Origin of the sequence: Pseudomonas sp. LBUM920, assembly GCF_003852315.1 — a bacterium.
Classification (GTDB): Bacteria; Pseudomonadota; Gammaproteobacteria; order Pseudomonadales; family Pseudomonadaceae; genus Aquipseudomonas.
In genome coordinates, this window is sequence record NZ_CP027762.1 from 6,141,855 (window position 1) to 6,168,261 (window position 26,407).

General features: G+C 61.7%; 21 protein-coding genes. 8 read left to right on the top strand and 13 right to left on the bottom strand.

The features are described 5' to 3' along the window. Positions 1-196 precede the first annotated feature (196 nt). Both C4J83_RS28600 and ilvD read left to right on the top strand, forming a co-directional pair. Positions 197-1,393 carry an MFS transporter gene (locus C4J83_RS28600; RefSeq protein ID WP_124418673.1) on the top strand — a complete coding sequence of 399 codons (1,197 nt, stop codon included), beginning with the start codon at positions 197-199 and terminating at the stop codon, positions 1,391-1,393. 259 nt (positions 1,394-1,652) lie between these two features. Beyond that, complete coding sequence (gene ilvD, locus C4J83_RS28605; protein ID WP_124418674.1) at positions 1,653-3,494, top strand: dihydroxy-acid dehydratase; 1,842 nt, start codon at positions 1,653-1,655, stop codon at positions 3,492-3,494. A gap of 634 nt (positions 3,495-4,128) precedes the next feature. Here ilvD and C4J83_RS28615 read toward each other — a convergent pair. Then, the gene (locus tag C4J83_RS28615; RefSeq protein WP_124418675.1) at positions 4,129-5,187 is read right to left on the bottom strand and encodes an HAD family hydrolase; all 1,059 of its coding nucleotides are present in this window, start codon (positions 5,185-5,187) and stop codon (positions 4,129-4,131) included. A gap of 241 nt (positions 5,188-5,428) precedes the next feature. Here C4J83_RS28615 and C4J83_RS28620 point away from each other — a divergent pair, with 241 nt between their 5' ends. Further along, entirely contained in the window at positions 5,429-6,820 is a 1,392-nt protein-coding gene (locus C4J83_RS28620; RefSeq protein ID WP_106575707.1) for an L-cystine transporter, read from the top strand. 85 nt (positions 6,821-6,905) lie between these two features. On the opposite strand, the gene C4J83_RS28625 is transcribed toward C4J83_RS28620, so the two are convergent. Next, positions 6,906-7,418, bottom strand: coding sequence for a dihydrofolate reductase (locus C4J83_RS28625; RefSeq protein WP_124418676.1), 513 nt, complete (start codon positions 7,416-7,418; stop codon positions 6,906-6,908). A 69-nt stretch (positions 7,419-7,487) separates the two neighbouring features. Between C4J83_RS28625 and C4J83_RS28630 the strand changes: the two genes are divergently transcribed. Beyond that, positions 7,488-8,867, top strand: a complete 1,380-nt coding sequence (locus tag C4J83_RS28630; protein ID WP_106575709.1) for a DUF2868 domain-containing protein — start codon at positions 7,488-7,490, stop codon at positions 8,865-8,867. Beyond that, the gene (locus tag C4J83_RS28635) at positions 8,860-10,227 is read left to right on the top strand and encodes a GTPase/DUF3482 domain-containing protein (RefSeq protein WP_124418677.1); all 1,368 of its coding nucleotides are present in this window, start codon (positions 8,860-8,862) and stop codon (positions 10,225-10,227) included. Before C4J83_RS28630 ends, C4J83_RS28635 begins: the two co-directional genes overlap by 8 nt. Here the strand turns inward: C4J83_RS28635 and C4J83_RS28640 are convergent. The 7 genes from C4J83_RS28640 to C4J83_RS28670 all read right to left on the bottom strand — a co-directional run bounded on the left by C4J83_RS28640 (position 10,224) and on the right by C4J83_RS28670 (position 19,301). After that, entirely contained in the window at positions 10,224-10,778 is a 555-nt protein-coding gene (locus C4J83_RS28640) for a phosphonate degradation HD-domain oxygenase (protein WP_124418678.1), read from the bottom strand. The genes C4J83_RS28635 and C4J83_RS28640 overlap by 4 nt on opposite strands. After that, positions 10,778-11,911, bottom strand: a complete 1,134-nt coding sequence (locus tag C4J83_RS28645) for a TIGR03364 family FAD-dependent oxidoreductase (RefSeq protein ID WP_124418679.1) — start codon at positions 11,909-11,911, stop codon at positions 10,778-10,780. Before C4J83_RS28645 ends, C4J83_RS28640 begins: the two co-directional genes overlap by 1 nt. Before the next feature lie 126 nt (positions 11,912-12,037). Further along, a complete protein-coding gene (locus tag C4J83_RS28650) occupies positions 12,038-13,060 on the bottom strand; it encodes a putative 2-aminoethylphosphonate ABC transporter substrate-binding protein (protein WP_124418680.1) in 1,023 nt (340 codons plus the stop codon). 22 nt (positions 13,061-13,082) lie between these two features. Continuing rightward, a complete protein-coding gene (locus C4J83_RS28655; protein WP_124418681.1) occupies positions 13,083-14,789 on the bottom strand; it encodes a putative 2-aminoethylphosphonate ABC transporter permease subunit in 1,707 nt (568 codons plus the stop codon). 1 nt (position 14,790) lies between these two features. Then, positions 14,791-15,855, bottom strand: coding sequence for a putative 2-aminoethylphosphonate ABC transporter ATP-binding protein (locus tag C4J83_RS28660; RefSeq protein WP_124418682.1), 1,065 nt, complete (start codon positions 15,853-15,855; stop codon positions 14,791-14,793). Between the two features lie 235 nt (positions 15,856-16,090). Further along, entirely contained in the window at positions 16,091-16,954 is an 864-nt protein-coding gene (locus C4J83_RS28665) for a LysR family transcriptional regulator (protein ID WP_106575716.1), read from the bottom strand. 16 nt (positions 16,955-16,970) lie between these two features. After that, positions 16,971-19,301 carry a heavy metal translocating P-type ATPase gene (locus C4J83_RS28670; protein ID WP_124418683.1) on the bottom strand — a complete coding sequence of 777 codons (2,331 nt, stop codon included), beginning with the start codon at positions 19,299-19,301 and terminating at the stop codon, positions 16,971-16,973. An 85-nt stretch (positions 19,302-19,386) separates the two neighbouring features. Between C4J83_RS28670 and cadR the strand changes: the two genes are divergently transcribed. Continuing rightward, on the top strand, positions 19,387-19,836 hold the full coding sequence (gene cadR / locus C4J83_RS28675; protein ID WP_119737395.1) for a Cd(II)/Pb(II)-responsive transcriptional regulator: 450 nt from the start codon (positions 19,387-19,389) through the stop codon (positions 19,834-19,836). A 140-nt stretch (positions 19,837-19,976) separates the two neighbouring features. On the opposite strand, the gene C4J83_RS28680 is transcribed toward cadR, so the two are convergent. Together C4J83_RS28680 and lgt are read right to left on the bottom strand one after the other, a co-directional pair. Further along, positions 19,977-20,810 carry a thymidylate synthase gene (locus C4J83_RS28680; protein ID WP_106575719.1) on the bottom strand — a complete coding sequence of 278 codons (834 nt, stop codon included), beginning with the start codon at positions 20,808-20,810 and terminating at the stop codon, positions 19,977-19,979. Positions 20,811-20,864: 54 nt separating this feature from the next. Continuing rightward, the gene (gene lgt, locus C4J83_RS28685) at positions 20,865-21,677 is read right to left on the bottom strand and encodes a prolipoprotein diacylglyceryl transferase (protein ID WP_124418684.1); all 813 of its coding nucleotides are present in this window, start codon (positions 21,675-21,677) and stop codon (positions 20,865-20,867) included. 214 nt (positions 21,678-21,891) lie between these two features. Between lgt and C4J83_RS28690 the strand changes: the two genes are divergently transcribed. Continuing rightward, complete coding sequence (locus C4J83_RS28690; RefSeq protein ID WP_124418685.1) at positions 21,892-22,638, top strand: NRDE family protein; 747 nt, start codon at positions 21,892-21,894, stop codon at positions 22,636-22,638. A gap of 98 nt (positions 22,639-22,736) precedes the next feature. Here the strand turns inward: C4J83_RS28690 and ptsP are convergent, their stop codons facing one another. Beyond that, the gene (ptsP, locus tag C4J83_RS28695) at positions 22,737-25,016 is read right to left on the bottom strand and encodes a phosphoenolpyruvate--protein phosphotransferase (protein WP_056857662.1); all 2,280 of its coding nucleotides are present in this window, start codon (positions 25,014-25,016) and stop codon (positions 22,737-22,739) included. Positions 25,017-25,038: 22 nt separating this feature from the next. Then, positions 25,039-25,518, bottom strand: coding sequence for an RNA pyrophosphohydrolase (locus tag C4J83_RS28700; RefSeq protein WP_003176750.1), 480 nt, complete (start codon positions 25,516-25,518; stop codon positions 25,039-25,041). 143 nt (positions 25,519-25,661) lie between these two features. Between C4J83_RS28700 and C4J83_RS28705 the strand changes: the two genes are divergently transcribed. Continuing rightward, complete coding sequence (locus tag C4J83_RS28705) at positions 25,662-26,318, top strand: histidinol-phosphatase (RefSeq protein WP_124418686.1); 657 nt, start codon at positions 25,662-25,664, stop codon at positions 26,316-26,318. Positions 26,319-26,407: the final 89 nt, after the last annotated feature.

Consider the following 26,407-nt stretch of genomic DNA (forward strand, 5'->3'; position numbering starts at 1 on the left):
ACATCGCGGACCAAATGTGGGAGCTGGCTTGCCTGCGATAGCATCACCGCAGGGTATCTGACATACCGAGGTGCTTGCATCGCGGGCAAGCCCGGCTCCCACACAAGTCCATATAGCTTCGCGCAACGGTTTTGATTGAATTCCATTTTTCGCAGACTAGTATCGGTTTCTGGTTTTACTCCGGAAAATAACAACAATGTCTGATTCCTCTTATTCGCCGCCCCACGGCGACGTAAAACGCCAACATCTCTCGCGCTTCATCCTCATCACCTGCATTTCGCTGATCAGCTTTTTCCCGATCAATATCCTGCTGCCCTCATTCCCGGCCCTCGCCGCACGATTCGACATGCCCAGCGCAGATGTCGCGCTATCCATCAGCCTGTTCACGCTGGTTTTTTCGATTTCCCAACTGGTCGCCGGCCCGCTGTCGGATAAATGGGGCCGCAAGGAAGTCTTGCTCGGTTGCATCACGCTGTCGATCCTGGGTGCGATAGGTTGCGCATTATCGACGGACTACCTGAGCTTCCTTCTGTTTCGCTCGGTCCAGGCCATGGGTTGCGGCTTCTTCGTACTGGGCCACGCGTTAGTGGAAGACCTGTTCGAAGAACAGGATAGAGCCCGTGTGCGCCTCTACTACATGACCCTGAGCGGCTCGTTCGTCGCTTTGTCACCGCTGATCGGCTCCTGGTTGCAAACCACCTTCGACTGGCAAGGTAGTTTCTATGGATTCGCACTGATGGCATTGGGCATGTTGATCCATGCGTTCTGCATACTGCCCTCCAAGTCCGCCAGCCCGCACCGCACGCCGGTGTCGATCATCGGCACGCTGAAAGATGTCGCGACCAATCGCGACTTCCTGCGTTACTGGTGGATCGCCGCGTTGGTATTCGCCTGCTACTTCGCCTTGATCAGCGTGACACCGTTGATTTTCATGGACTCGTTGAAACTCTCCGAATACCAGTACGCACTGGTACTCATGGTGTATGGCGTGGCCTATCTGCTCGGTGGCTTGGCGGCGTCGTATCTTCAAAAACGCATTTCGCTGTCCCGGCAAATCAACATCGGCCTTGGATTGCTGCTTATCGCAGGCGTGCTTCTGATGCTGATCGTCGGTCTAGGGGCTATCACCACCATCACCCTGCTGATCCCGATGCTGATCAGCGCCCTGGCCGTAACTCTGGTTCGCCCCGCCGCGATTTCCGCCGCTATGTTGCTGTTCTCCAGCAGCGCCGGCACCGCCGCCTCGGCCGGCAACAGCATCATGTTCATCACCGCTGCCGTCAGCAGCGCCGCCCTCGCCCAAGCCGGGGCCAACCTGCTGATGACCATCGCCATCAGCTTCATCGTGTTCAGCGTTTGGGGCGTGATGACGAACGCGCGAGTCGGCCGCTGACCATGAAACTTGCATACCCACACGTCTCGTAAGCGCTATCTGCACACCGGCGGCCATTCCCTCCGGCCGCTAGCGGTGTAGAATCGACCCTATTCATCGCCAGTCATCCCCCGGCGGGTTTATGAGCTCGAGGCCCAAGCACGCGGCGATCCCGCGACGCGAGTGGCAACGTTTGGACACACAGCCATTTTCTGAGTGTTCCAGACGCCAATAGAGGCTCACTTCCCTTTAGTACTTGATTAGCCGCCCGGAGTGCTTCATGCCTGATTACCGCTCGAAAACATCCACCCACGGCCGCAACATGGCCGGCGCGCGCGCACTGTGGCGTGCCACGGGGATGAAAGATGACGACTTCAAAAAGCCGATCATCGCGATTGCCAACTCGTTCACCCAGTTCGTACCCGGCCACGTCCACCTCAAGGACCTGGGCCAACTGGTCGCCCGCGAGATCGAACGCGCCGGCGGCGTGGCGAAAGAATTCAACACCATCGCCGTGGATGACGGCATCGCCATGGGCCATGACGGCATGCTGTATTCGCTGCCGAGCCGCGAGATCATCGCCGACTCCGTGGAATACATGGTCAACGCCCACTGCGCCGACGCCATCGTGTGCATCTCCAACTGCGACAAGATCACCCCCGGCATGCTGATGGCCTCCCTGCGCCTGAACATCCCGGTGATCTTCGTCTCCGGCGGGCCGATGGAAGCCGGCAAGACCAAACTCGCCTCGCACGGCCTCGACCTTGTGGACGCCATGGTCATCGCCGCCGATTCCAGCGCGTCTGACGAGAAAGTCGCGGAATACGAGCGCAGCGCCTGCCCTACCTGCGGTTCGTGCTCCGGCATGTTCACCGCCAACTCGATGAACTGCCTGGTCGAAGCCCTGGGCCTGGCCTTGCCGGGCAACGGTTCCACGCTGGCCACCCACAGCGACCGCGAGCAGCTGTTCCTGCAGGCTGGCCGTACCATCGTCGAGCTGTGCAAGCGTTACTACACCGACAACGATGAGTCGGTGCTGCCGCGCAACATCGCCAACTTCAAGGCGTTCGAAAACGCCATGACCCTGGACATCGCCATGGGCGGTTCCACCAACACCATCCTGCACTTGCTGGCCGCCGCCCAGGAAGCCGAGATCGATTTCGACCTGCGCGACATCGACCGTCTGTCCCGCCACGTGCCACAACTGTGCAAAGTCGCGCCGAACATCCAGAAGTACCACATGGAAGACGTGCACCGCGCCGGCGGGATCTTCTCGATCCTCGGTTCGCTGGCCCGTGGCGGCCTGTTGCACACCGACCTGCCGACCGTGCACAGCACGAGCATGGCCGAAGGTATCGCCAAGTGGGACATCACCCAGACCACCGACGAAGCAGTGCATCACTTCTTCAAGGCAGGCCCGGCCGGCATCCCGACGCAAACGGCGTTCAGCCAGTCCACCCGCTGGGACACCCTCGATGACGACCGTGAAAACGGCTGCATCCGCAGTGTCGAGCACGCCTACTCGCAAGAAGGCGGCCTGGCCGTGCTGTACGGCAACATCGCGCTGGATGGCTGCGTGGTGAAAACCGCCGGTGTGGATGAATCCATCCACGTGTTCGAAGGCAACGCCAAGATCTTCGAAAGCCAGGACAGCGCCGTGCGCGGCATCCTCGCTGACGAAGTCAAAGCCGGCGACATCGTGATCATCCGCTACGAAGGCCCGAAAGGCGGCCCGGGCATGCAAGAGATGCTCTACCCGACGTCGTACCTGAAATCCAAAGGCCTGGGCAAAGCTTGTGCGTTGCTCACTGACGGCCGTTTCTCCGGCGGCACCTCGGGCCTGTCCATCGGCCACGCTTCGCCAGAAGCCGCTGCCGGCGGCGCGATTGGCCTGGTGCAGGACGGTGACAAAGTGCTGATCGACATTCCGAACCGCTCGATCAACCTGTTGATCAGCGACGAAGAACTGGCAGCGCGCCGGGTCGAGCAGGACAAGAAAGGCTGGAAACCGGTCGAGAAGCGTCCGCGCAAAGTCACCACCGCGCTGAAGGCTTACGCGTTGCTGGCCACCAGTGCCGACAAGGGTGCCGTGCGTAACAAAGCAATGCTCGACGGCCTGTAAGCCTCGCACATGAAAATGCCCCGCCACGTGCGGGGCATTTTTTTGTCTGGATAAACCCTTCAGCAGTAGACCGAGTTCCAACATGCGTGTGTGGTCGAATGCGCGGGCTGGCTTGCCTGCGATAGTGGTGGGTCAGCTGACTCATGCAGGGCCTGACACAAAGCCTTCGCGGGCAAGCCCGCTCCCACAGTTGATCGGGTTCCAGCTTGAGCATGCGGTTGAATGTGGGAGCTGGCTTGCCTGCGATAGCGGTGGGCCAGCTGACTCATGTCGGGCCTGACACACCGCCTTCGCGGGCAAGCCCGCTCCCACAGTTGATCGGGTTCCAGCTTGAGCATGCGGTTGAATGGGGGAGCTGGCTTGCCTGCGATAGCGGTGGGCCAGTCGCCTCATGTTGGGCCTGACACAAAGCCTTCGCGGGCAAGCCCGCTCCCACAGTTGACCGGGTTCCAGCTTGAGCATGCGGTTGAATGTGGGAGCGGGCTTGCCTGCGATAGCGGTGGGCCAGTCGCCTCATGCAGGGCCTGACACACTGCCTTCGCGGGCAAGCCCGCTCCCACAGGTGACCGGGTTCGAACTTAGGTATGCGGTCGAATGTGGGAGCGGGCTTGCTCGCGAAGCAGGCGGCTCGGTCTTACTGAATCTCGTCCGGCTTGACGATTACCCAGTTCTTGTCCGCCGTCACCGGCAGCCCTTCCTTGGCCTGGGCCGCTGCGTGCTTGGCCATCATGCCGTTGAGTTGGGTCATGTATTTATCCTTGCGGTTGACCCACAGGTGGACGCCACCCTTGGCCACGTCCACATCGTGAAACAACATGTAGCCGTCGCTGGTGGGGGTGTCGCCGCCCACGATCACCGGTTTTTTCCACTCATCAATGTAGGTGAGGATCGCTGCGTGCTTGCCGGCCATCCAGGTCGCCGGGGTCCACAGGTACGGGGTCAGCTCCAGGCCGAGGTTGGCTTTTTCGTCGTATTTGCCGGCGGCGATCTGTTTGCGCGCAGTGGTCAGCTCGCCGGTCTTGCGATCCTTGAGCAAGGTGCTCACGCCGATGACGTTCTCGGGTTTGACGTTGTAGCCGTACTTGGGATCGGCGGCGACCATGCGCACCAACTCCTCGGACGCGGCGGTCATCACATACACCTCGATGCCGTTTTCCATCAGTTTGTTGAACAGCTCAGCCTGGCCGGTGAAGACCTTCGGCGGCTGCACGTCCATGGTCTTGACCACGTCACCGTCGTAATAGGTGACCGGCACCGGCTTGCGCGACGCCATCATCTCGTCGACGTAGCCCTTGAGTTCCTTGAGGGTGAAGCCGGAGAAAATCTGCGCAACCCACGGGTAGCAGACCATGTCGTCCACTTCGCAGAGTCGGTAGTAGTAGCTGAACAGGCTTTCCTTGTGGTCGGCGGTGTCTTTGAACGGGATCAGCTTGAGGGACGGGTCCATGGTGTCGCGGGTGATCAGGCCTTTGTTCTCAAGGTACGGCAGCAGCGACTCTTCGAGGTCGTAACGGTAACTGGTGTTGTCCATGTCGAACACCGCGAAGTTACCCTTGTTGGCGTTGGCGGCGATCATCTTGTTCAGTTGCTCGGCGGCAGGCGCCGGCCAGTGCTTTAACTCGGTGGCGGCAAATGCCTGGCTGGCGAGGCCCAAGCAGAAGGCGGCGGCCAGTAGTGTTGGCGCGAGCTTCATAAGCGTTTTCTCCCTGAGTGAAAGACATCGACGCTAACAAATCTGTGTGACAGTTATCGCCCGAGCACGACCGCTTGCGTCGTGATTGCGCCAAGAGCGTGTGCCTGAGCGTCAAACGCTTATTCCAAAAACGACAGTCACCATTCCATATCGGTATTAAATCAATATATTTCAAGCTGTTAGGATTTCCGGTTCGCAATCGCAGGCTCACGCGATTGGCTGCCTTCTCAACGGAGCTTCAATGAATCTGCCCCTGATTCTCAACGTACTGGTGTTCGTGGCCCTGCTTTTGGGCCTGGCACAAACGCGTCACACCCACTGGAGCCTCGCTAAAAAGGTCCTGTTTGCGCTGGTGCTCGGCGTGCTGTTCGGCGCGGCGTTGCACACGATTTATGGCGACGGCAACCCGGTGCTTAAAGCCTCGATCAGCTGGTTTGATCTGGTCGGCAATGGTTACGTGCAGTTGCTGCAAATGATCGTGATCCCGCTGGTGTTCGCCTCGATCCTCAGCGCCGTGGCGCGTCTGCACAACGCCTCGTCCCTGGGCAAGATCAGCTTCCTGACCATCGGCACGCTGCTGTTTACCACAGCGATTGCGGCGCTGATCGGTATCGGCCTGACCAACCTGTTCGGCCTTACCGCCGAAGGGCTGGTGGCCGGCACCCAGGAAATGGCGCGCCTGCAAGTGATCCAGAGCGATTACGCAGGCAAGGTCGCCGACCTGAATATCCCGCAGTTGCTGCTGTCGTTCGTGCCAGCCAATCCGTTTGCCGACCTGGCCCGGGCCAAGCCGACGTCGATCATCAGCGTGGTGATTTTTGCTGCGTTCCTCGGGGTTGCCGCGCTGCAACTGCTCAAGGACGACGTGGAAAAAGGCCAGAAAGTGCTCAACGCCATCGACACCCTGCAAGCCTGGGTGATGCGTCTGGTGCGCCTGGTGATGAAGCTGACGCCCTACGGCGTGCTGGCGCTGATGACCAAAGTGGTCGCCGGCTCCAACCTGCAAGACATCATCAAGCTCGGCAGTTTTGTGGTGGTGTCGTACCTGGCGCTGGGCCTGATGTTTGTGGTGCACGGCCTGCTGCTGTCGCTGGCCGGGGTCAACCCGCTGCGCTTCTTCCGCAAGGTGTGGCCGGTGCTGACCTTTGCCTTCACCAGCCGCTCCAGCGCAGCCGCCATCCCGCTGAGCATTGAAGCGCAGACCCGCCGCCTGGGTATCCCGCAATCAATTGCCGGTTTCGCCGCCTCGTTTGGCGCCACCATCGGCCAGAACGGTTGCGCCGGTCTCTACCCGGCCATGCTTGCGGTGATGGTTGCGCCGACCGTGGGCATCAACCCGCTGGACCCGCTGTGGATCGCGACCCTGGTGGCGATTGTGACCTTGAGCTCGGCCGGTGTGGCCGGTGTTGGCGGCGGCGCGACCTTTGCCGCGCTGATCGTACTGCCGGCGATGGGCTTGCCGGTGTCACTGGTGGCGCTGCTGATTTCCGTGGAGCCGCTGATCGACATGGGTCGTACGGCGCTGAACGTGAACGGTTCGATGACGGCGGGTGCGATTACCAGCCAGATCATGGGGCAGACGGATAAAGCGTTGCTGAATGCCGATGAGCATGCAGAGTTAGCGCAAGCCTGATAGACCGCTATCGGGGGCAAGCCCCCTCCCACAGTTGACCGATCGAACGCGATCAGGTGTGGGAGGGGGCTTGCCCCCGATGCTTTTAGGCTTTTTCCCAGACTTCGAAGTTGTACGCGGGCTTATCGCCCTCAGCCGGGTTCTCGACATTCGACACCAGCTTCCACTGGTTCAGATCAAACTCGGGAAACCACGCATCCCCTTCCGGGCTCAACGCCACCCGCGTCAGATACAGGCGATCCGCCTGCTCCAACCCTTGCGCATACAACTGCGCACCGCCGATCAGCATCAGCTCATCCACGCCCTGCTCCAGCGCCCAGGCCTCAGCCCGTTCCACCGCCGCAGCCAACGACGGAAAAACTTGCGCACCTTCAAGCTTAAGATCGGTCTGACGGCTGACCACAATGTTCAAGCGCCCCGGCAACGGTCGGCCCAGGGAATCCCAGGTCTTGCGCCCCATGATGATCGGCTTGCCGAGCGTGGTGGCCTTGAAATATTTGAAATCCCCCGGCAAATGCCAGGGCATGCTGTTGTCGACGCCGATCACGCGGTTTTCACCGAGGGCTGCGATCAGGCTTAAAGGGAGAGTTTTTTTCATGGCGACGAGAATACCAGAGCTGCGAGTCTGCGGTTATGCTCCAACCTCACTTGCTCAACAGGATGGCGCGTGACTGCTCTGACTCCCCTGCACACCCTTTGGCTGACAGAAACCGTGCGCCTGCGTGAAGAACACGCCGGCCCACTCGAAGACCTGGAAGCCAACCGCCTGGCCCGCACGGCCGGCGGCGACTTGCCGACGCGCATCCAGGCGCGCGCCCTGCACTTGGCCGAGCGCGACGGACTGACCGGCGCCCTCACCCGCTGGCTGCAAGGCGCCCGTTTGGCGTTGGTGCTGCTGGCCGTGGTCGCGGTGATCAGCGGCGCCGGCCTGGCGTTTGCTGCGCTGGGTAACGGCCTGACTCCGGTGAATGTGTTCTGGGCGCTGGGCAGTCTGCTCGGTTTGAACCTGATTCTGCTGCTGAGCTGGGCCTTGGGCCTGGCGTTTGCCGGCGAGCACAGCGCCAGCCTCGGCCGCCTGTGGCTGTGGCTCAGCGAAAAATTCGCGCGTGATGCCAAGGCGGCTCAGTTGGCGCCGGCGCTGCTGCTGTTGCTGCAACGCCACAAACTCAATCGCTGGGCAGTGGGTGTGCTGGTCAACAGCCTGTGGCTGCTGGCATTGCTCAGTGCCATGGTGATTTTGCTGACACTGCTGGCCACCCGGCGCTACGGTTTTGTGTGGGAAACCACCATCCTGGGCGCCGACACGTTTGTCGCCGTCACCCAAGCCCTCGGCAGCCTGCCCGCGCTGCTGGGCTTTAACGTGCCGACCGTCGACATGATCCGCGCCAGCGGCGACTCCGCCCTGAATATCGAAAGCGCACGGCAGGCCTGGGCCGCCTGGCTGGTGGGCGTGCTGCTGGTGTACGGCCTGCTGCCGCGGTTGATCCTCGCGCTGCTGTGCCTGTGGCGCTGGAAACGTGGGCGCGCCGCCCTGCGCCTGGACCTCAACCTGCCCGGCTACAGCGCGTTGCGCGAACGCCTGATGCCAAGCAGCGAGCGGCTCGGTGTCAACGATGCAGCGCCTGAACAGCTGCACCACGTCAGCGGCGGCGTCAGCGAACTGGAGAGCGACGGCGCCTTGCTGGTGGCCATCGAACTCGATGATCAGCACCCGTGGCCGCCCAAACTACCGGCGAGCATCAAAAACGCAGGCATTCTGGACAGCCGCGAATCGCGCAACAAATTGCTGGAACAGCTCACGCGCTTCCCACCCGCACGCCTGGCCATCGCCTGCGACCCTCGTCGCTCGCCTGACCGTGGCAGCCTGGCGCTGATCGCCGAACTGGCACGCAGCGCCACGGCCACCCGCGTGTGGCTGCTGCAGGCACCGCCCGGCCAGGCGCTGGACGCCGAGCGCCTTGGCGATTGGCACGCCGCGTTGCACCAACTCGAACTGCCCTTCGCCGACTGCGCGCCGCTCACATGGCTGGAGACCGGTCATGACTAAACCGCTGAAACTGGCCGTGGTCGGCCACACCAATGTCGGCAAGACGTCGCTTTTGCGCACGCTGACCCGTGACGTCGGCTTCGGCGAAGTCTCCCATCGCCCCAGCACCACGCGGCATGTGGAAGGCGCGCGGTTGTCGGTCGACGGCGAAGCCTTGCTGGAGCTGTACGACACGCCCGGCCTGGAAGATGCGATTGCCCTGCTTGATTACCTGGAGCGCCTGGATCGCCCCGGCGAGCGCTTGGACGGGCCGGCACGCCTGGCGCGTTTCCTGGAAGGCAGCGAAGCGCGCCAGCGTTTCGAACAGGAGGCCAAGGTGTTGCGCCAACTGCTGGCCTGCGACGCCGGCCTGTATGTGATCGACGCTCGCGAGCCGGTGCTGGCCAAGTACCGCGACGAGCTGCAAGTGCTGGCCAGTTGCGGCAAGCCGCTGCTGCCGGTGCTCAATTTTGTCAGCAGCAGCAACCACCGCGAACCCGACTGGCGCGAAGCCCTGGCCCGCCTGGGCCTGCACGCGCTAGTGCGGTTCGACAGCGTCGCACCGCCGGAAGACGGGGAGCGTCGCCTGTATGAAAGCCTGGCCCTGCTGCTGGAGAATGCGCGGCCGCAGCTGGAACGGCTGATTCTCGATCAGCAAGCCCAGCGACAGGCCCGCCAGCTGAGCGCCGCGCGGTTGATCGCCGAATTGTTGATCGACTGCGCCGCGTGCCGGCGCAGCGTGGTCACCGAGGATGAACAGCAAGCCATCAGCGATTTACGCAAGGCCGTGCGCCAGCGCGAACAAAAATGCGTGGAAGCCCTGCTCAAACTCTTCGGCTTTCGCCCGCAGGACGTCACCGCCAGCGATTTGCCGCTGCTCGACGGCCGTTGGGGCGATGACCTGTTCAACCCCGAAACCCTCAAACAACTTGGCGTGCGCGTCGGCGGTGGGATCGCCGCAGGCGCGGCCGCCGGGGCCGGCGTGGATTTGCTGGTTGGCGGCCTGACCCTGGGCGTCGCCGCGATTGCCGGTGCGATTGCCGGCGGTGCGCTGCAAACCGCGCGCAGCTACGGCAGCCGTCTGCTGGGCAAGATCAAAGGCCATCGCGAGCTGACCGTCGACGACAGCGTGCTGCGCCTGCTCGCCTTGCGCCAGCGCCAGTTGCTCAAGGCCTTGAACCTGCGTGGCCATGCGGCGATGCACAGCATCAAGGTCGACACGCCCCAGGACAAAACCTGGCGCGAGGGCAAGCTGCCGGACGCGCTGCATAAAGCCCGCGCGCACCCGCAATGGTCTTCCCTCAACCCTCACGCCAAACTCAGTCAGGCCGAACGCCAGGAACAGGTCGAGGCGCTGGCGCTGCGCCTGGATGAACGCTAAGCCGCAAGCAGTCGCCGGGCCTTGGCCTTCAATACTTCAAGGTCCAGCACCGGCACGTGCATGTCCTTGGCCTGCTCATCCCAGTGGCGCATGCGCAGGCTCACCGAACAAAGCGGGTCCTGTTCGAACGCCTGGGCTTCTTCGGCGCTCATCACGCCGCCCTGGTAACCCAGGGTGCGGCGGCTGGCTTCGCTCAAGCGGGCAAAATAGTCCGGCTGGCTGAAGGTCAGGTAACGCTTGGCCTGCACGTGATACTCCACCAGCCTGGCCATGCGTTCGCTGAACCCTGCGCGGCGCAAATAATCCGCGCCCAGCCGCTCATGACTGACCACACCGTAGCCGCCCATGTTCTCGCCGCCCTGGCCGCAGAGGTGCCCGATGTCGTGGAAAAATGCCGCCAGCACCACTTCATCGTCAAAGCCCTCAGCCATCGCCAGCTGCGCGGCCTGGGACATGTGCTCGATCTGCGACACCGGCTCGCCGATGTAGTCGGCCGTGCCATGTTGCTCGTACAGGCCGAAGAGTTCGGCAATCGCCTGTTCCGGGTTCATCACGCCTCACCCCACATTGTGCTGATGTTTCGTTCGGCCATCGCCGGCCCGACGCTCATGCCTACGCCGGTGTGCATCAACGCCGCGCTCACGCCCGGTGCTACGCGCAGGAACGAAAACGGCCCCGGTCCACGCGCGCCATACACGCCCTGCCAGCGCTCCACCACCTGAACCTTGCAACCCAGGGTCTGCTGCGCCAGTTCGATCATCCAGTCATCGACCTGCTCGGTATTGAACGGCGAGGCATCGCGGCCGTAGTCATGGGAGTCACCGATGATCAGTTCGCCATAAGGCGTCGGGCTGATCAGCAAGTGAATACCGTGTTCATGCAAATGCGGTGAATCGCGCAGGATCTGCGCCTGCACGGGCGAAGCTTCCGGCAAATCGGCGAAGGCGCCGTAATGCACGCAACTGAGACCTGTGAGCAACGCGTGTTGCAGGTTCAGGTTAACGACCGGTCGGGCGCGCAGCATTTGCAGGCGACAGACACTCGGGTTGAGTTCGGCGATCGATTCCGCCAGCAGGGTTTGGTAGTCATGGCCGGAGCACACGATGACCTGCTCGCCACGAAAGCTCCCCGCCGTGGTGTACACGTGGCCGGGCTCAACGTCGCGCACCAGCGTGGAGAAATGAAACTCCACCTTCAATTCGCTGCGAAGGTAGTTGATAAGCGCCGGAATTGCTTCGCGCGAATACAACTGCTGATCATCTTTGCCATGCAGCGCAGCGCGGTGATGGCGGAACTGGCCGCCATATAGATCCTTCATCGCGGCGCCTTGCAGCAGTTCGATGTTGTAGCCGTAAGCCTGCGCACGACCGGCGCAAAAAGCTTCCAACAGATGTTCTTCCGCCTCTGTACGCGCAAACAGGTATGAACCGTTGCGCTTGAGCTGCAGGCCGGCCACCTGCGCCCAATGCCCCCAGATATCACGGCTTTGCCGGGCCAGGTCGAGCATCGGCCCCGGCGGTTGGCCGGTGACCAGCGCCTGGCCAAAGTTGCGCACTGAGGCGCCGAGCGGCGTGGCGCTGCGCTCGAAGACCTTGACCTTGAGGCCGCGCTTGGCGGCGGCGTAGGCGTGGGACAGGCCGAGGATGCCGGCGCCGATGATCAATAAGTCGCTGTGTTGTGTCATTAAATGGTGTCCTGAATTCGACGCCGCTATCGCCGGCAAGCCAGCTCTCACATTTTTGATTTATGAACACCGTCAAATGTGGGAGCTGGCTTGCCGGCGAAGAGGCCATCAGCCCTAACGAAAATCTTACTGACCGGCCACCTTCTCGGACTTGCCGTCATAGCGCTTGCGCCATTCAGTCAGGATGCTGTCGCGGTTTTTCGAAGCCCAGGCGAAGTCGTTCTTGATCAGGCGTTGCTCATAGTCGGCGGGCAATTCGGTCTGCGGCTTGGCGATACCGGGCTGGGCAAGTACGGCAAAATTGTCTTTGTACAGGTCCATCGCCGCCGCGCTGGCGGAGAAGTCCGCGAGCTTTTTAGCCGCATCGGCGTGGGCAGTGCCCTTGATCACAGCAGTCGCTTCAATGTCCCAGCCCAGGCCTTCCTTGGGCAGGATGATGTCCAGCGGCGCGCCCTGGCGTTTCAGTTGAACGGCGGGGTACTCGAAGGAAATACCAATCGGGAACTCACCCGAAGCCGCCAGCTTGCACGGCTTGGAACCGGAGTGAACGTACTGGCCGATGTTCTGGTGCAGGTCGTCCATGTACTGCCAGCCCTGCTTCTCGCCGAAGGTTTGCAGCCAGGCACTGACATCCAAAAAGCCGGTACCGGAAGAGGCCGGGTTGGGCATCACGATTTTGCCCTTGTACTCAGGCTTGGTCAGGTCTTGCCAACTCACCGGCTTGGTCAGGCCCTGCTTCTCGGCTTCGATGGTATTGAAGCAGATGGTTGCGGCCCACACGTCCATGCCGACCCACGCCGGCGGGTTGGCAGCGTCGCGGTAGTTTTTGCCGATCTTGTCCAGGTCCTTCGGCGCATAGTTATCCAGCATGCCTTGCTGATCGAGAATCGCCAGGCTAGAGGCAGCCAGGCCCCAGACCACGTCGGCTTGCGGGCGGTCTTTCTCGGCCAAAAGCTTGGCGGTGATGATGCCGGTGGAGTCGCGCACCCATTTGATCTCGACGTCGGGATTGGCCTTTTCGAAGGCCTGTTTGTAGGTCTTCAACTGCTCGGCTTCGAGGGCCGTGTACACAGTCAGCTCGGTCTTGGCGAAGGCATTCAGGCTGAATGCGGTGAGTACAGCAGCGACCAGCGCCAGGGGCTTGAACATGGAGCACCTCCTTCAAGGATGTTTATTGGCCGGGCGCGGTCTGGCGCCAGGCTTGTGAGCGACGCAGTGCGCCACGTGAGGCCCACGCCAGCAGCAGCGAGACGCCGGCCGAGGTGAACAGAATCAAGGTCGACATGGCCGCCGCACCGCCCACGTTGCCAGCGTCGTCCATGTTCAATACGGCGACGGCGGCGAGGATGGTGTCGGGGCTGTAGAGGAAGATTGCGGCCGACACGGTGGTCATCGCCGACACAAACAGGTAGCGCACGATGTCCAGCAGCGCCGGCAGGCAAATCGGCACGGTGACACGCAGGTAGTGGCGGTACAGCGGCGCCTTGAGGGACAGCGCGGCGGCTTCGAATTCGCTGTCCAGCTGGCGCAAGGCCGTGGTCGCGGTCATCTGCGCGGTGGTCAGATAGTGCGCAATGGTGCACACCACCAACAGGGTCATAGTCCCGTAGAACACATGCAGCGGGTTGCCGCCCAAATTGAAAAAGAACACATAGCCCAGGCCCAACACCAAGCCCGGCACGGCCATTGGCACAAAACTGAGCATGCGCAGGGCCAGGTTCAGGCCCTTCTGGCTTTTGGTCTTTTCCATCAGGTAGGCGCCGGTGAAGATCAACACGCTGCCGATCAGCGCCGTGCACAGCGCCATGGTCAGGCTGTTGCGGTAGGCCAGCCAACCGCCGCCGGCCGTGTCTTCGAACTGGTAGTGGTTGAGCGACAACGACAGGTTGTACGGCCAGAATTTCACCAGCGAGGAGTACACCGCCATGCCGAATACCAGCAGCAACACCGCGCAGATCAGCAACACAATGGCCAGGTAGCAACCATCACGCAGCCGCGAGGGTGCCGGCTGGAACACCTGGGCGCGGCCGCTCATGGCATCGCCCTGCCGACGGCGCAGCCAGGCATCGACGCCAAAGCTGAACAGCGCCGGTAGCAGCAACACCATGCCGATCAACGCGCCGCGACCAAACTGTTGCTGGCCGACCACCGCCTTGTAAGCTTCCAGCGCCAGCACCTGATAATCGCCGCCGACCACGACGGGCACACCGAAGTCGGTGATGGTCAGGGTGAACACCAGGCAAAACGCGGCGAACACCGCTTGGCGCGTGGCCGGCCAGGTGATGCTGCGAAACGCCCGCGCGGGGCTGGCGCCCATGCTCGATGCCGCATCGAAAAGCCGCGCATCCGCCAGCGACAGAGCCGACAGCAGGATCATCAAAGCGTGTGGGAAGGTGTAGATCACCTCGCCCAGAACAATGCCCCAGAAGCCGTAGATATTGTCCGAGAGCACACCGCGCAACAGGCCTTGGTTGCCGAACAGGTACACCAGCGCAATCCCCGGCAGCATCGACGGCGCCATCAACGGCAGCAGTGACAGACCACGCCACATCGCTTTGCCGGGAATCAGCGTGCGTTGCAGGGCGTAGGCAAAGAGGTAGGCCAGCGGTACGACGATGGCCGCCACGCTCAGGGAGACTTTCAGGCTATTGCCCAGCAGCCAGTGGAAGTTAGCGCTCGTCAGCATTTCCCGCGCCGCAGCAAGACCGCCGCCCTGCCCGGCTTCACTGCTGAAACCGCGCCAGAAGATCGCCAGCAATGGCAGCAATACGGCGACACCCAGCAGCACCAGCCACAGCAGTTTGCCGCCGAGCACAAAAAGACGGTCGCCGTTTTCGGCGCGCGATAGCGGGCGCGGCAGTGTCATCACAGCCGCCATCTCAGGCAAACACCTGCAGGCTGCGCGGCGGCAAGGCGACCCAGATGTCCTGGGCACCCAGGCGCGGCATGGCTTCCGGGGCCAACTCAGCCAGCAGCGCGTGGCCGGGCAATTGTTCCAGTTCAAACCGCATGCGGCAGCGGTTGCCAAGAAACGTGATCTCGCGAACCTTGGCCGGGAACAGGTTTTCTTCATGCACCGCCGGGTTGACGCTGATGGCTTCCGGGCGGCAGAACAAGCGCCCGGATTTCGCCATGCCAGCATCGTCGGCCAGGCGCATGTTCATCCCGCCAACCTGGGCATGGCTCGCACTGTTGCGGCTGAACGGCAGCCAGTTACCCTGGCCGACAAACTCGGCCACAAACGGCGTGGCCGGGCGGTCGTAGATTTCCTGGGGCGTGGCGTATTGCTCAACCTTGCCGTTGTTCATCACGGCAATGCGGTCGGCCATCAGCATGGCCTCGTCCTGATTGTGGGTGACCATCAGTGTGGTGATACCCAGGCGCCGCTGCAGCTGGCGCAGCTCGGTGCACAAATGCTCGCGCACACGGGCGTCAAGGGCCGACATGGGCTCGTCAAGCAGCAACAGCGATGGCGCCGGTGCCAGGGCACGGGCCAGGGCGACGCGTTGTTGCTGGCCGCCGGAAAGTTGGCCGGGGTATTTCTTTTCGCTGCCCAGCAGGCCGACCAGTTCGAGCATCTGGCCAACACGCGTGCGCACCTCATCGCGACCGCTGCCGGTGAGGCCGTAGCCGATGTTCGCCTCGACGGTAAGGTTAGGAAACAGTGCGTAGGACTGAAACAGAATGCCGTAGTCCCGCGCCTGCGGTGGCAGTAGGGAAACGTCGCGGTTGCCCAGGCGCAGCTCACCGCTGTCCTGGCGTTCCAGGCCGGCGATGCAGCGCAGCAAGGTGGTCTTGCCGCAACCGGACGGGCCCAGCAGGCACACCAGCTCGCCGGCGGCGACGTCCAGGGACACATTGTCCAGCGCAGTGAAGGCACCGAAGCGTTTCTGGATACCGCGCACCGTCATTGGCGCGCCGGGGTGGGTCAGGGCTGTGTTCATGGAGGCACCTCATCAAACTGATGAAGGCCATGCTAGGTGGGCAATGCGTACCTGGTGTGGCAGGAAGGCAAAACGCGGTGATAGTGGTATTGGTGGATTTGGGTAGGATTTGGAGACTGTGTCGTCAGGGCTGACGCCATCGCGGGCAAGCCCGCGCCCACATTTTGATTTGTGAACGCATTCAAAGGTGGGAGCTGGCTTGCCTGCGATGGCGATTGCAATGCCACAGCAAATCTCAGAGTGGCGACATTTCCTGCGCTAACCCAAGAAACGCAGCCGGCAGACGCGCCGACTTTCGTTCCTTGAGGCAGTACAAATACTCCGGAATCTGCGGCGCGTTCTCGATGGTCAGCACGCGCAACTGCGGGTCATGAGGCACCTCCTGACGAGCGATGATGCTGATGCCGATATTGCGCAGCACCGCCTCGCGAATCGACTCACGGCTGCCAATCTCCAGCAGCGGCCCGTAACTCACGCCGGCGCCCTGCAGCATTTCTTCGGTCAGCCGCCGCGTGGTGGAGCCTGCTTCACGCATCAGCAAGGTATGGCCGGCCAACGCATTGAGCGGCACGTGATCGAGCTTGGCCAAGGGATGGTTGCGGTGCACCGCCAACACCAAAGGATCGGTGCCGAGCACGCGGCGAATCAGGCGGGGGTCTTCCAGCAGTTGGGAGGACGCGGCGACATCGACGCGGTAATCGTCCAGCGCTTCGAGCACCTGCTGGGAGTTGCCGATTTCTACCGACACCTCCACTTGCGGCAGGCGTTCGCGAAAGGCTTTGACCAGGTCGAGGATGTAATACGGCGCCGTTGCGGCAATCCGTAACGTGCCCTGGACCTGTCCGTTGTTGCGCAGGAAGAACTCGATGTCGGCTTCCTGCTGCAACAGCGCCTTGACCATCGGCAGCAGGCGCGCGCCGTCGTCGCTGACGGTGAGACGGCGCCCGCCACGGTAGAACAGCTCAACGCCGTATTGGCTTTCCAGGTTGCGAATCTGGGTAGTCACCGTGGGCTGGCTCAGCCCGAGTTTTTTCGCCGCCTGGGTAATGCTGCCCAGGCGGGCGACCATAAAAAACGCCTTTAACTCGGCACTCAGCACACCACCCTCACATCAATTATTTGCGCAACAGGCGCAGGCCATTGAACACCACCAGCAGGCTTACGCCCATGTCGGCGAACACCGCCATCCACATGGTCGCCATGCCGAGGAAGGTGACTGCGAGGAAGATCGCCTTGATCACCAGCGCCAGGGCGATGTTCTGCTTGAGGATACTCGACGTTTGCCGGGAGAGCCGAATGAAAGCCGGGATCTTGCGCAAATCATCGTCCATCAAGGCCACGTCGGCGGTCTCGATGGCGGTATCGGTACCGGCGGCGGCCATGGCAAAACCGATCTCGGCGCGGGCCAGCGCCGGGGCATCGTTGATGCCGTCGCCGACCATGCCCACGCGGTGGCCTTGGCCGTAAAGGGTCTCGATGGCTTGCAGTTTGTCGGTGGGCAACAGGTCGCCCTGGGCCTGGTCGATACCAACCTGGGCCGCAATCGCCTGGGCGGTGTGGGTGTTGTCGCCCGTGAGCATCAGGGTCTTGATGCCCAGGTCGTGCAGTTGCTGGATGGCTTCGCGGCTGCTGTCCTTGACCGTGTCGGCCACGGCGAACAACGCCAGCGGCCCGGACTTGTCGAGCAGCAACACCACGGACTTGCCTTGTTTCTCCAGCGCGAAGAGCTTTTCTTCAAGCTCGGGTGAGCACAGGCCAAGGTCTTCCACCAGGCGGTGGTTACCCAAGTGATAGGTTTCACCGTTGATATCGCCGCGCACACCACGCCCGGCCAGGGCCTCGAAGTTATCCACAACGTGGCTCTGTAGGTTTTTATCCACAGCCGCATTGGCGATGGCCAGCGACACCGGGTGGTCGGAGCGTCCGGCCAGGCTGGCAGCCAGGGCCGGCGCGCTGTCTTCGATATTGGGAAACAGCGCCAAGTAATCGGTTTGCACCGGTTTGCCGTGGGTGATCGTGCCGGTTTTGTCGAGGGCCAGGTAGTCGAGCTTGTAACCGCCTTCCAGGTACACACCGCCTTTGATCAGGATGCCTTTACGCGCGGCCGCGGCCAGGCCGCTGACGATGGTCACCGGGGTGGAGATCACCAACGCGCAGGGGCACGCGACGACCAGCAGCACCAGGGCGCGGTAGATCCAGTCGAACCACACGCCCGCCATGAACAGCGGCGGGATAATCGCCACACCCAGGGCAAACAAGAACACCGCCGGGGTGTAAACCTTGGCGAAGGTGTCAACAAAGCGCTGGGTCGGCGCCCGAGCGCCTTGGGCCTGTTCCACGGCGTGAATGATGCGCGCCAGCGTTGAGTTGTTCGCCGCTGCGGTGACTTTGTATTCCAGCGAACCGGCCTGGTTGATGGTGCCGGCGAAGACTTTATCGCCCACGCCCTTTTCAATCGGCAGGCTTTCACCCGTGATCGGCGCTTGGTCGATGGTGGATTGGCCGGCGGTGACTTCACCGTCCAGGCCGATGCGCTCGCCGGGCTTAACCCGCACGATGGCGCCAAGCTCGATGCTTTTGACTTCTTGTTCGATCCACCCGCCGTCGGCTTGCTGCACCGTGGCTTGTTCCGGGGTCATCTGCATCAGGCCACTGATGGCATTGCGCGCTCGGTCCAGGGACTTGGCTTCGATCAGCTCGGCGACGGTGAACAGGAACATCACCATCGCTGCTTCCGGCCATTGGCCGATCAGGATCGCGCCGGTGACTGCGATGCTCATCAGCGCGTTGATGTTCAGATTGAGGTTCTTGAGCGCGATCCAGCCTTTTTTGTAAGTGGTGAGACCGCCGCTGAGGATCGACACCAACGCCACCAGTGCAATCACCCACGTCGGGGCTACACCGGTGAAATGCAGCACTTCAGCGCCCAGCGCGCCGACGCCGGACAACGCCAGCGGCCACCAGTGTTTCTTGGCCGGCGGCGCGGCGGCGGGGGCGCCCTCTTCGATGGGGTCGGCCTGCATGCCGATGGATTTGATCGCGTCGATGATCGGCGCAGTGCTCGGCAGGTCATGGGTGACGCCGAGGATACGGTTGATCAGGTTGAATTCCAGCTGCTGCACGCCGGCGAGCTTGCCCAGTTTGTTCTGGATCAGTGTCTGCTCGGTGGGGCAGTCCATGGCTTCGATGCGAAAAGTGCTCAAGCGCGAGCCGGCAGTCGGCGCTTCGCTCAACGTGACCACGGCAGGCGCTGCCTTGCTGGAGCAGCACGTGTCGCCGTGGCTGGCGTGGTCGTGCTTTTTGACCGGCGTCAGTTTGGCGCCGTGATCGTGGCTATGGCTATGGTCATGGTCATGGTCATGGTCATGGTCATGGTCATGGTCATGGTCATGGTCATGATCGTGCTTGTGATCATGCTTTTTGGGGGTGTGGATGGAATCGCTCATTCTGTCGCGTCCGTAAACGTGCCTGTTGCCAAGTAAAGACCCTGTAGCCACTATAGGGTCAAGCACCCATTTGGAGATTGCTGCGATGAAGATCGGTGAATTGGCCAAACTGACCGACTGTCAGGTGGAAACCATCCGTTATTACGAGAAGGAAGGCCTGCTGCCGCCACCTGCGCGCACTGACGCCAACTACCGGGTGTACACCCAGGCGCACACCGAGCGGCTGATCTTTATCCGCAACTGCCGCAGCCTCGACATGACCCTCGAAGAAATCCGCAGCCTGCTCGGGCTACGCGATAGCCCCCAGGACCAATGCGAAAGCGTGAATGCGTTGATTGATGAGCATATCCACCACGTGAAAGCGCGGATCGATGGACTGCTGGCGTTACAGGAACAGTTGCTGGACCTGCGCCAACGCTGCGGCGGTGGGCCGGGATTGGATCAATGCGCGATTTTGCAGCGACTGGAGGTCAGCGGCAGTGTGGCGGCCAGCGAGGCTGAGCCTTCGCACGTGGGCAGAAGCCACGGCCATTAACTCAAGTGAACACCGACCCAATGTGGGAGGGGGCTTGCCCCCAATAGCGGTGGTTCAGTCACCCGGTGGGCGACTGACAGACTGCCATCGGGGGCAAGCCCCCTCCCACACAAGCCCATCCATTAAGACCAAGACAGTCTTTAGATGGCCACGTCAGCCTTGATGCTTGGGTCCGCGTCGTAGCCGACGATTTCAAAGTCTTCGAACTTGTAGTCGTAGATCGACGCCGGTTTGCGCTTGATCACCAGCTCCGGCAGCTTCTTCGGCGTACGCGCCAGCTGGGTGCGGATTTGTTCCATGTGGTTGCTGTACGCGTGGGTGTCGCCAGTGGTGACGATGATCTCGTGCGGGATCAGGTCGCATTGCTGGGCCAGCATGTGGGTCAGCAACGCCAGCGCGGCGGTGTTGTATGGCAGGCCGAGGAAGACGTCGGAGCTGCGGATGTACAACTGCATCGACAGATGGCCGTCATGCACAAACGCCTGATACAGCAGGTGGCACGGCGGCAGCGCTTGCTTGCCGTTGCGCGCGTTTTCCTGCGGGCTCTTGGTTTCGTCCGGCAGGTATTCGACGTTCCAGCCGTGGAACAGGATGCGACGGCTGTTGGGGTTGTTCTTCAACGTGTCGACCATGTAGTCGATCTGGTTGATCTTGCCGCCGTCCTTGGTCGGCCAGGCGGTCCACTGCTCGCCGTACACCGGGCCCAGGTCACCGTCTTCGGTGGCCCACTCGTCCCAGATTTTCACGCCGTTTTCGTTCAGCCACTTGATGTTGGTGTTGCCACTCAACATCCAGATCAATTCATTGGCGATGCTTTTGAAGTGAAGCTTCTTGGTGGTCAGCAGCGGGAAGCCGTCGGCCAAGTTATGCCGATACTGACGGGCAAACACGGCTTTGGTGCCGGTGCCGGTGCGATCGCCCTTGGTCAATCCATTGGTCACGACGTCGTTCAGTAGTTCGAGATATTGCTTCATGTAAGTACCCGTAGCGTAGAAGCCGAGGCTCTGCAAAAGCCTCGGCATTCGAATTTAAAGCGCGGCGCTCTTGATGCCCTGCGGACGGTTGTAAGCCCACCACAGCAGGCCCAGGCCCGCCAGAATCATCGGCATGCTGAGAATCTGCCCCATGGTCAACCAGCCCCACGCCAGGTAGCCCAGCTGTGCATCCGGCACGCGCACGAACTCGACGATAAAGCGGAAGATCCCGTAGAACAGCGCGAACATCCCCGACACGGCCATGGTTGGGCGTGGCTTGCGCGAGAAGATGTACAGAATCAGGAACAGTGCCACACCTTCCAGGGCGAACTGGTAGAGCTGCGACGGATGGCGCGGCAACTGCGCCGGGTCGCTGAATGGCGGGAACACCATGGCCCACGGCACGTCGGTCGGCTTGCCCCACAACTCGGCGTTGATGAAGTTACCGATCCGCCCGGCACCCAGGCCAATCGGCACGAACGGCGCGACGAAGTCCATCAGCTGGAAGAACGACTTGCCGTTACGGCGGCCGAACCACCACGCGGCGATCATCACGCCGACAAAGCCGCCGTGGAACGCCATGCCGCCCTTCCACACCTCAAAAATCAGCGTCGGGTTGGCGATATAGGCTGGCAGGTCGTAAAACAGCACATACCCCAGACGCCCGCCGACGATTACGCCCATCGACATCCAGAACACCATGTCGGAGAGCTTCTCCTTGGTCCAGGTCGGGTCGAAACGGTTCAGGCGCCGGGAAGCCAGCAGCCAGGCACCGCCGATGCCGATCAGGTACATCAACCCGTACCAGTGGATTTGCAGCGGACCGATGGCCACGGCCACCGGGTTGATCTGCGGGTAAGGCAGCATTGCGACTCCTCGTTAAATCATTAGTCATGGCGCACCGGACCATGCCGGTGTGCGATTAAGCCTGCGTTACAGCCGCTATTTCAAATTAAGAAGTTCACACGCGCCCAATAGCCCCGCATGTTAACGGATGGAAGGCGTGCGGCCCAACTTCGATACGATGGAACGCCCGCGTTTGTCTGGGTAGAGTGGAGCAAAACACAAAGGGGAACGCCTTATGTGCCTGATTGTTTTCGCCTGGCGACCGGGCCACGCCCATCCGCTGATCGTCGCGGCCAACCGTGATGAGTTCTACGCTCGCCCCAGCCTGCCGCTGGCCCAGTGGCCGGATGCGCCGCACATTTACGCCGGCCGCGACCAGGAAGCCGGTGGCACCTGGCTTGGGGTCAGCGCCGAGGGGCGCTTTGCGGCCCTGACCAATATCCGCGACCCGCACCAGCCGCCGTCACGTAAGTCGCGCGGGGAACTGGTGGCGCGATTCCTCGCCGGTTCACTGTCAATTGACGACTACTTGGCCGACGTTAACGGCCGTTCGATTGAATACGCGGGGTTTAACCTGTTAGTGGGTACGCAGAATGAGCTGTGGCATTACAACGCCAATGAGACTACGCCGACACAACTGAAGGCCGGGGTTTATGGGTTATCCAACGCCGGGCTGGATACGCCATGGCCAAAGCTGGTCAAGGCCAAGGCGGCATTTGGCGAATTATTGGAAAATCCGCAGCCGCAGGCTTTGCTGGACATACTGAGCGACCCGCAGACCGCGCCGTTTGCCGACTTGCCGGACACCGGCGTGGGGTTGGCGACCGAGAGTTTATTGTCGAGTGTGTTTATTGCCAGTCCCAGTTATGGGACCCGGGCGAGTACGGCGTTGATTGTGAATGCGGATGGGTCACGGCGGATGGTGGAGCGTAGCTTCGGGCCGCTGGGTGGCCGACTGGGTGAAGTCGAACTCAACATTTAGCGGTGACTGGACTGGCACCATCGCAGGCAAGCCAGCTCCCACAGTTGGAATACATTCCCCTGTGGGAGCTGGCTTGCCTGCGATGGCCGCGCCTCGGTCTAGAGGGTTTTCGCCGAGGCCGGGTTGATCATCCGCGTCAGCCCCAGGTTCTTCAGCGCCAACTGCAGCGAGCTGTGGATAACTTGCGGGTTGTCGATGGTCATCAGCTCGGCCAGCAAATCCTTGGCCATGCTCAGCTCAACCTGGCGCAACATCCACTTCACCTTCGGCAAGTTGGTGGCGTTCATCGACAGGCTGTCAAAGCCCATCGCCATCAACAGCACCGCTGCGGCCGGGTCGCCGGCCATTTCACCGCAGATGCTCACAGGCTTGCCTTCGGCATGGGCGTCGCGCACCACATGTTGCAAGGCTTGCAACACCGCCGGATGCAGGTAGTCGTAGAGGTCGGCCACCCGTGGGTTGTTGCGGTCCACGGCCAGCAAGTACTGGGTCAAGTCGTTGGAGCCGACCGAAAGGAAGTCCACCTGCCGCGCCAGCTCTTTAGCCTGGTACACCGCCGCTGGAATTTCGATCATCACGCCAATCGGCGGCATCGGCACGTCGGCACCTTCGTCGCGTACTTCGCCCCAGGCGCGGTGAATCAAATGCAGAGCCTCTTCCAGCTCATGGGTGCCGGAGATCATCGGCAACAGGATGCGCAGGTTGTTCAGGCCTTCGCTGGCCTTGAGCATGGCGCGGGTCTGCACGAGGAAAATTTCAGGATGGTCGAGGGTCACGCGAATGCCGCGCCAGCCAAGGAAGGGGTTGTCTTCCTTGATCGGGAAGTAAGACAGTGACTTATCGCCGCCGATGTCCAGGCTGCGCATCGTCACCGGCAACGGGTGGAAGGCAGACAGTTGCTCGCGATAAATCGCCAGCTGCTCCTTCTCGCTCGGGAACCGTTGGTTGATCATGAACGGCACTTCGGTGCGGTACAGCCCTACCCCTTCGGCGCCGCGCTGTTGCGCGCGGGCCACATCGGCGAGCAGGCCGGTGTTGACCAGCAGCGGCACGCGGTGGCCGTCTAGGGTCACGCACGGCAGTTCGCGCAGCGAATCGAGGCCCAGCGCAAGTTGTTTCTCTTCCTCCACCACTTCGGCGTATTGCTTGCGCAACAGCTCGCTGGGGTTGGTAAAAACTTCGCCGCGATGGCCGTCGACGATCATGTCGATGCCGTCAACCTTGGAATACGGCAGGTCCACCAGGCCCATGACCGTCGGAATACCCATGGCCCGGGCCAGGATCGCGACGTGGGAGTTACCTGAACCCAGAACCGAGACCAGGCCCACCAGTTTGCCTTCCGGCACTTCGCCGAGCATGGTGGCGGTCAGCTCTTCACTGATCAGGATGGTGTTGTCGGGGTAGACCAGGTTGGTGGTGCGGTCTTCCTGCAGGTAGGCCAGCAGACGGCGACCAAGGTCACGCACATCCGAGGCACGCTCGCGCAGGTAGGCGTCGTCCATCAACTCGAAACGGTTGACGTGATCGGTGACCACTTGGCGCAGCGCGCCCTGGGCCCACTGACCGGTCTTGATCACGGTTTTGACTTCATTACCCAGCGACGCGTCGTCGAGCATCATCTGGTACACGTCGAACAGCGCGCGCTCTTCGGGGCGCAGTTGCGTGGCCAGTTTGGTCGACAGGTTGCGCATGTCGGCGCGCACGCCTTCCAGGGCGGTCTTGAACAGTTTGATTTCGGCGTCGATGTCGTGGACGGTCTTGTCCGGCACCACATCGAGGTCGGCCGGTGGCAGCATGACCACCGCCGTACCGACGGCAGCCCCCGGCGAACCCGGCACGCCGACGAACTTGGCTTCCTGGATGCCCTTGCCCTGACGGCCCAGGCCGCGAATCGAGCCCGTCGCCTCGGCGTGGGCAATAACCCCGGCGAGCTGCGCGCTCATGGTCACGAGGAAGGCTTCTTCACCTTCGTCGAACTGGCGGCGTTCTTTTTGCTGGATGACCAACACGCCGACAACGCGGCGGTGGTGAATGATCGGTGCGCCGAGGAACGAGGCGTAGCGCTCTTCGCCGGTTTCGGCAAAGTAGCGGTAACGCGGGTGATCGGCCGCGTTTTCAAGGTTCAGGGGTTCTTCACGCGTCCCCACCAGGCCCACCAGACCTTCATTGGGCGCCATGCTGACCTTGCCGATGGAGCGCTTGTTCAGGCCCTCGGTGGCCATCAGCACAAAACGGTTGGTCTCGGGGTCCAGCAGGTAAACCGAGCAGACCTGGCTGCCCATGGCTTCCTTGACGCGCAACACAATAATCCCCAACGCCGCCTTGAGATCCTTGGCGGAGTTAACTTCCTGGACGATCTTGCGCAGCGTATTGAGCATGGCTCGGGGTCGAACTCCGTCGTCAGTCGCGCGCTAAAAGGCGCGGGGCAAGCTCTTTGAGAGCGCGACGATAAACCTCGCGCTTGAATGTCACCACCTGGCCCAACGGGTACCAATAACTGACCCAACGCCAGCCATCGAACTCCGGTTTACCGGTCAAATCCATCCGCACCCGCTGCTCGTTGGAGATCAGGCGCAGGAGAAACCATTTCTGCTTCTGGCCGATGCACAGCGGTTGGCTGTGGGTACGCACCAGGCGTTGCGGCAAACGATAGCGCAACCAGCCACGGGTACAGGCCAGAATTTGCACATCTTCGCGCTCAAGGCCGACTTCTTCATTCAACTCACGGTACAAGGCGTCTTCAGGGGTTTCGTCGGGGTTGATTCCGCCTTGAGGAAACTGCCAGGCATCTTGGTTGATTCGGCGAGCCCATAGCACCTGTCCGGCATCATTCGTAAGAATAATCCCGACATTAGGACGGAAACCATCGGGGTCGATCACGGCAACAACCTCGCAAACGCATGTCACCGCATTGTTCCACAAACGTTGTTCCAGCGGCAACGAGGCTTCTTACCTTATGTGCACTCTTGTGAAAAGACCGTATTCTGGACGCCTTTTTACAGACTTTTCAGCGAGTAACTGCAATGCGCCTGGCTTTATTCGACTTGGACAACACGCTTCTGGGCGGTGACAGCGATCACGCCTGGGGCGATTACCTCTGCGAACGCGGGATTCTCGACGCGGTGGCCTACAAGGCCCGCAACGACGAGTTTTACCAGGACTACCTGGCCGGCACGCTGGATAACGCCGAGTACCTGAACTTCTGCCTGGAAATCCTCGGCCGCACCGAGATGGCCCAGTTGAACGAGTGGCACAACGACTACATGCGCGACTGCATCGAGCCGATCATGCTGCCCAAGGCCATGGAACTGCTGGCCAAGCACCGCGCTGCGGGCGACAAGCTGGTGATCATCACCGCCACCAACCGCTTCGTCACCGCGCCGATTGCCGCACGCCTGGGCGTTGAAACCCTGATCGCCACTGAGTGCGAGATAGAAAATGGCCGCTATACCGGGCGCAGCACCGACGTGCCGTGCTTCCGAGAAGGCAAGGTGACACGTTTGAATCGTTGGCTGGAAGAGACCGGCTATAGCCTGGAAGACAGCTACTTCTATAGCGACTCGATGAATGATTTGCCGTTGCTGGAGCAAGTGACCCACCCGGTGGCGGTGGACCCGGATCCGAATTTGCGGGCTGAGGCCCAGAAGCGAGGCTGGCCGGTAATCACGCTGCGTAGCTGATGGCCCTATCGGGGGCAAGCCCCCTCCCACCTTTAACCGAGTAGATCCTTTGGAATGCGGTCGAGTGTGGGAGGGGGCTTGCCCCCGAT

What these genes read in the sequence shown, in the direction of transcription:
- C4J83_RS28650 (WP_124418680.1), bottom strand. Translation starts at nt 13,060, where the DNA reads ATGTTCAAGCCCCTGGCGCTGGTCGCTGCTGTACTCACCGCATTCAGC.
- lgt (WP_124418684.1), bottom strand. Translation starts at nt 21,677, where the DNA reads ATGCTGCCTTACCCGCAGATCAACCCGGTGGCCGTGGCCATCGGTCCG.
- C4J83_RS28680 (WP_106575719.1), bottom strand. Translation starts at nt 20,810, where the DNA reads ATGAAGCAATATCTCGAACTACTGAACGACGTCGTGACCAATGGATTG.
- C4J83_RS28660 (WP_124418682.1), bottom strand. Translation starts at nt 15,855, where the DNA reads ATGAACACAGCCCTGACCCACCCCGGCGCGCCAATGACGGTGCGCGGT.
- C4J83_RS28600 (WP_124418673.1), top strand. Translation starts at nt 197, where the DNA reads ATGTCTGATTCCTCTTATTCGCCGCCCCACGGCGACGTAAAACGCCAA.
- C4J83_RS28640 (WP_124418678.1), bottom strand. Translation starts at nt 10,778, where the DNA reads ATGAACCCGGAACAGGCGATTGCCGAACTCTTCGGCCTGTACGAGCAA.
- C4J83_RS28615 (WP_124418675.1), bottom strand. Translation starts at nt 5,187, where the DNA reads ATGAAGCTCGCGCCAACACTACTGGCCGCCGCCTTCTGCTTGGGCCTC.
- C4J83_RS28690 (WP_124418685.1), top strand. Translation starts at nt 21,892, where the DNA reads ATGTGCCTGATTGTTTTCGCCTGGCGACCGGGCCACGCCCATCCGCTG.
- ilvD (WP_124418674.1), top strand. Translation starts at nt 1,653, where the DNA reads ATGCCTGATTACCGCTCGAAAACATCCACCCACGGCCGCAACATGGCC.
- C4J83_RS28635 (WP_124418677.1), top strand. Translation starts at nt 8,860, where the DNA reads ATGACTAAACCGCTGAAACTGGCCGTGGTCGGCCACACCAATGTCGGC.
- C4J83_RS28670 (WP_124418683.1), bottom strand. Translation starts at nt 19,301, where the DNA reads ATGAGCGATTCCATCCACACCCCCAAAAAGCATGATCACAAGCACGAT.
- C4J83_RS28620 (WP_106575707.1), top strand. Translation starts at nt 5,429, where the DNA reads ATGAATCTGCCCCTGATTCTCAACGTACTGGTGTTCGTGGCCCTGCTT.
- C4J83_RS28645 (WP_124418679.1), bottom strand. Translation starts at nt 11,911, where the DNA reads ATGACACAACACAGCGACTTATTGATCATCGGCGCCGGCATCCTCGGC.
- ptsP (WP_056857662.1), bottom strand. Translation starts at nt 25,016, where the DNA reads ATGCTCAATACGCTGCGCAAGATCGTCCAGGAAGTTAACTCCGCCAAG.
- C4J83_RS28705 (WP_124418686.1), top strand. Translation starts at nt 25,662, where the DNA reads ATGCGCCTGGCTTTATTCGACTTGGACAACACGCTTCTGGGCGGTGAC.
- C4J83_RS28625 (WP_124418676.1), bottom strand. Translation starts at nt 7,418, where the DNA reads ATGAAAAAAACTCTCCCTTTAAGCCTGATCGCAGCCCTCGGTGAAAAC.
- cadR (WP_119737395.1), top strand. Translation starts at nt 19,387, where the DNA reads ATGAAGATCGGTGAATTGGCCAAACTGACCGACTGTCAGGTGGAAACC.
- C4J83_RS28655 (WP_124418681.1), bottom strand. Translation starts at nt 14,789, where the DNA reads ATGGCGGCTGTGATGACACTGCCGCGCCCGCTATCGCGCGCCGAAAAC.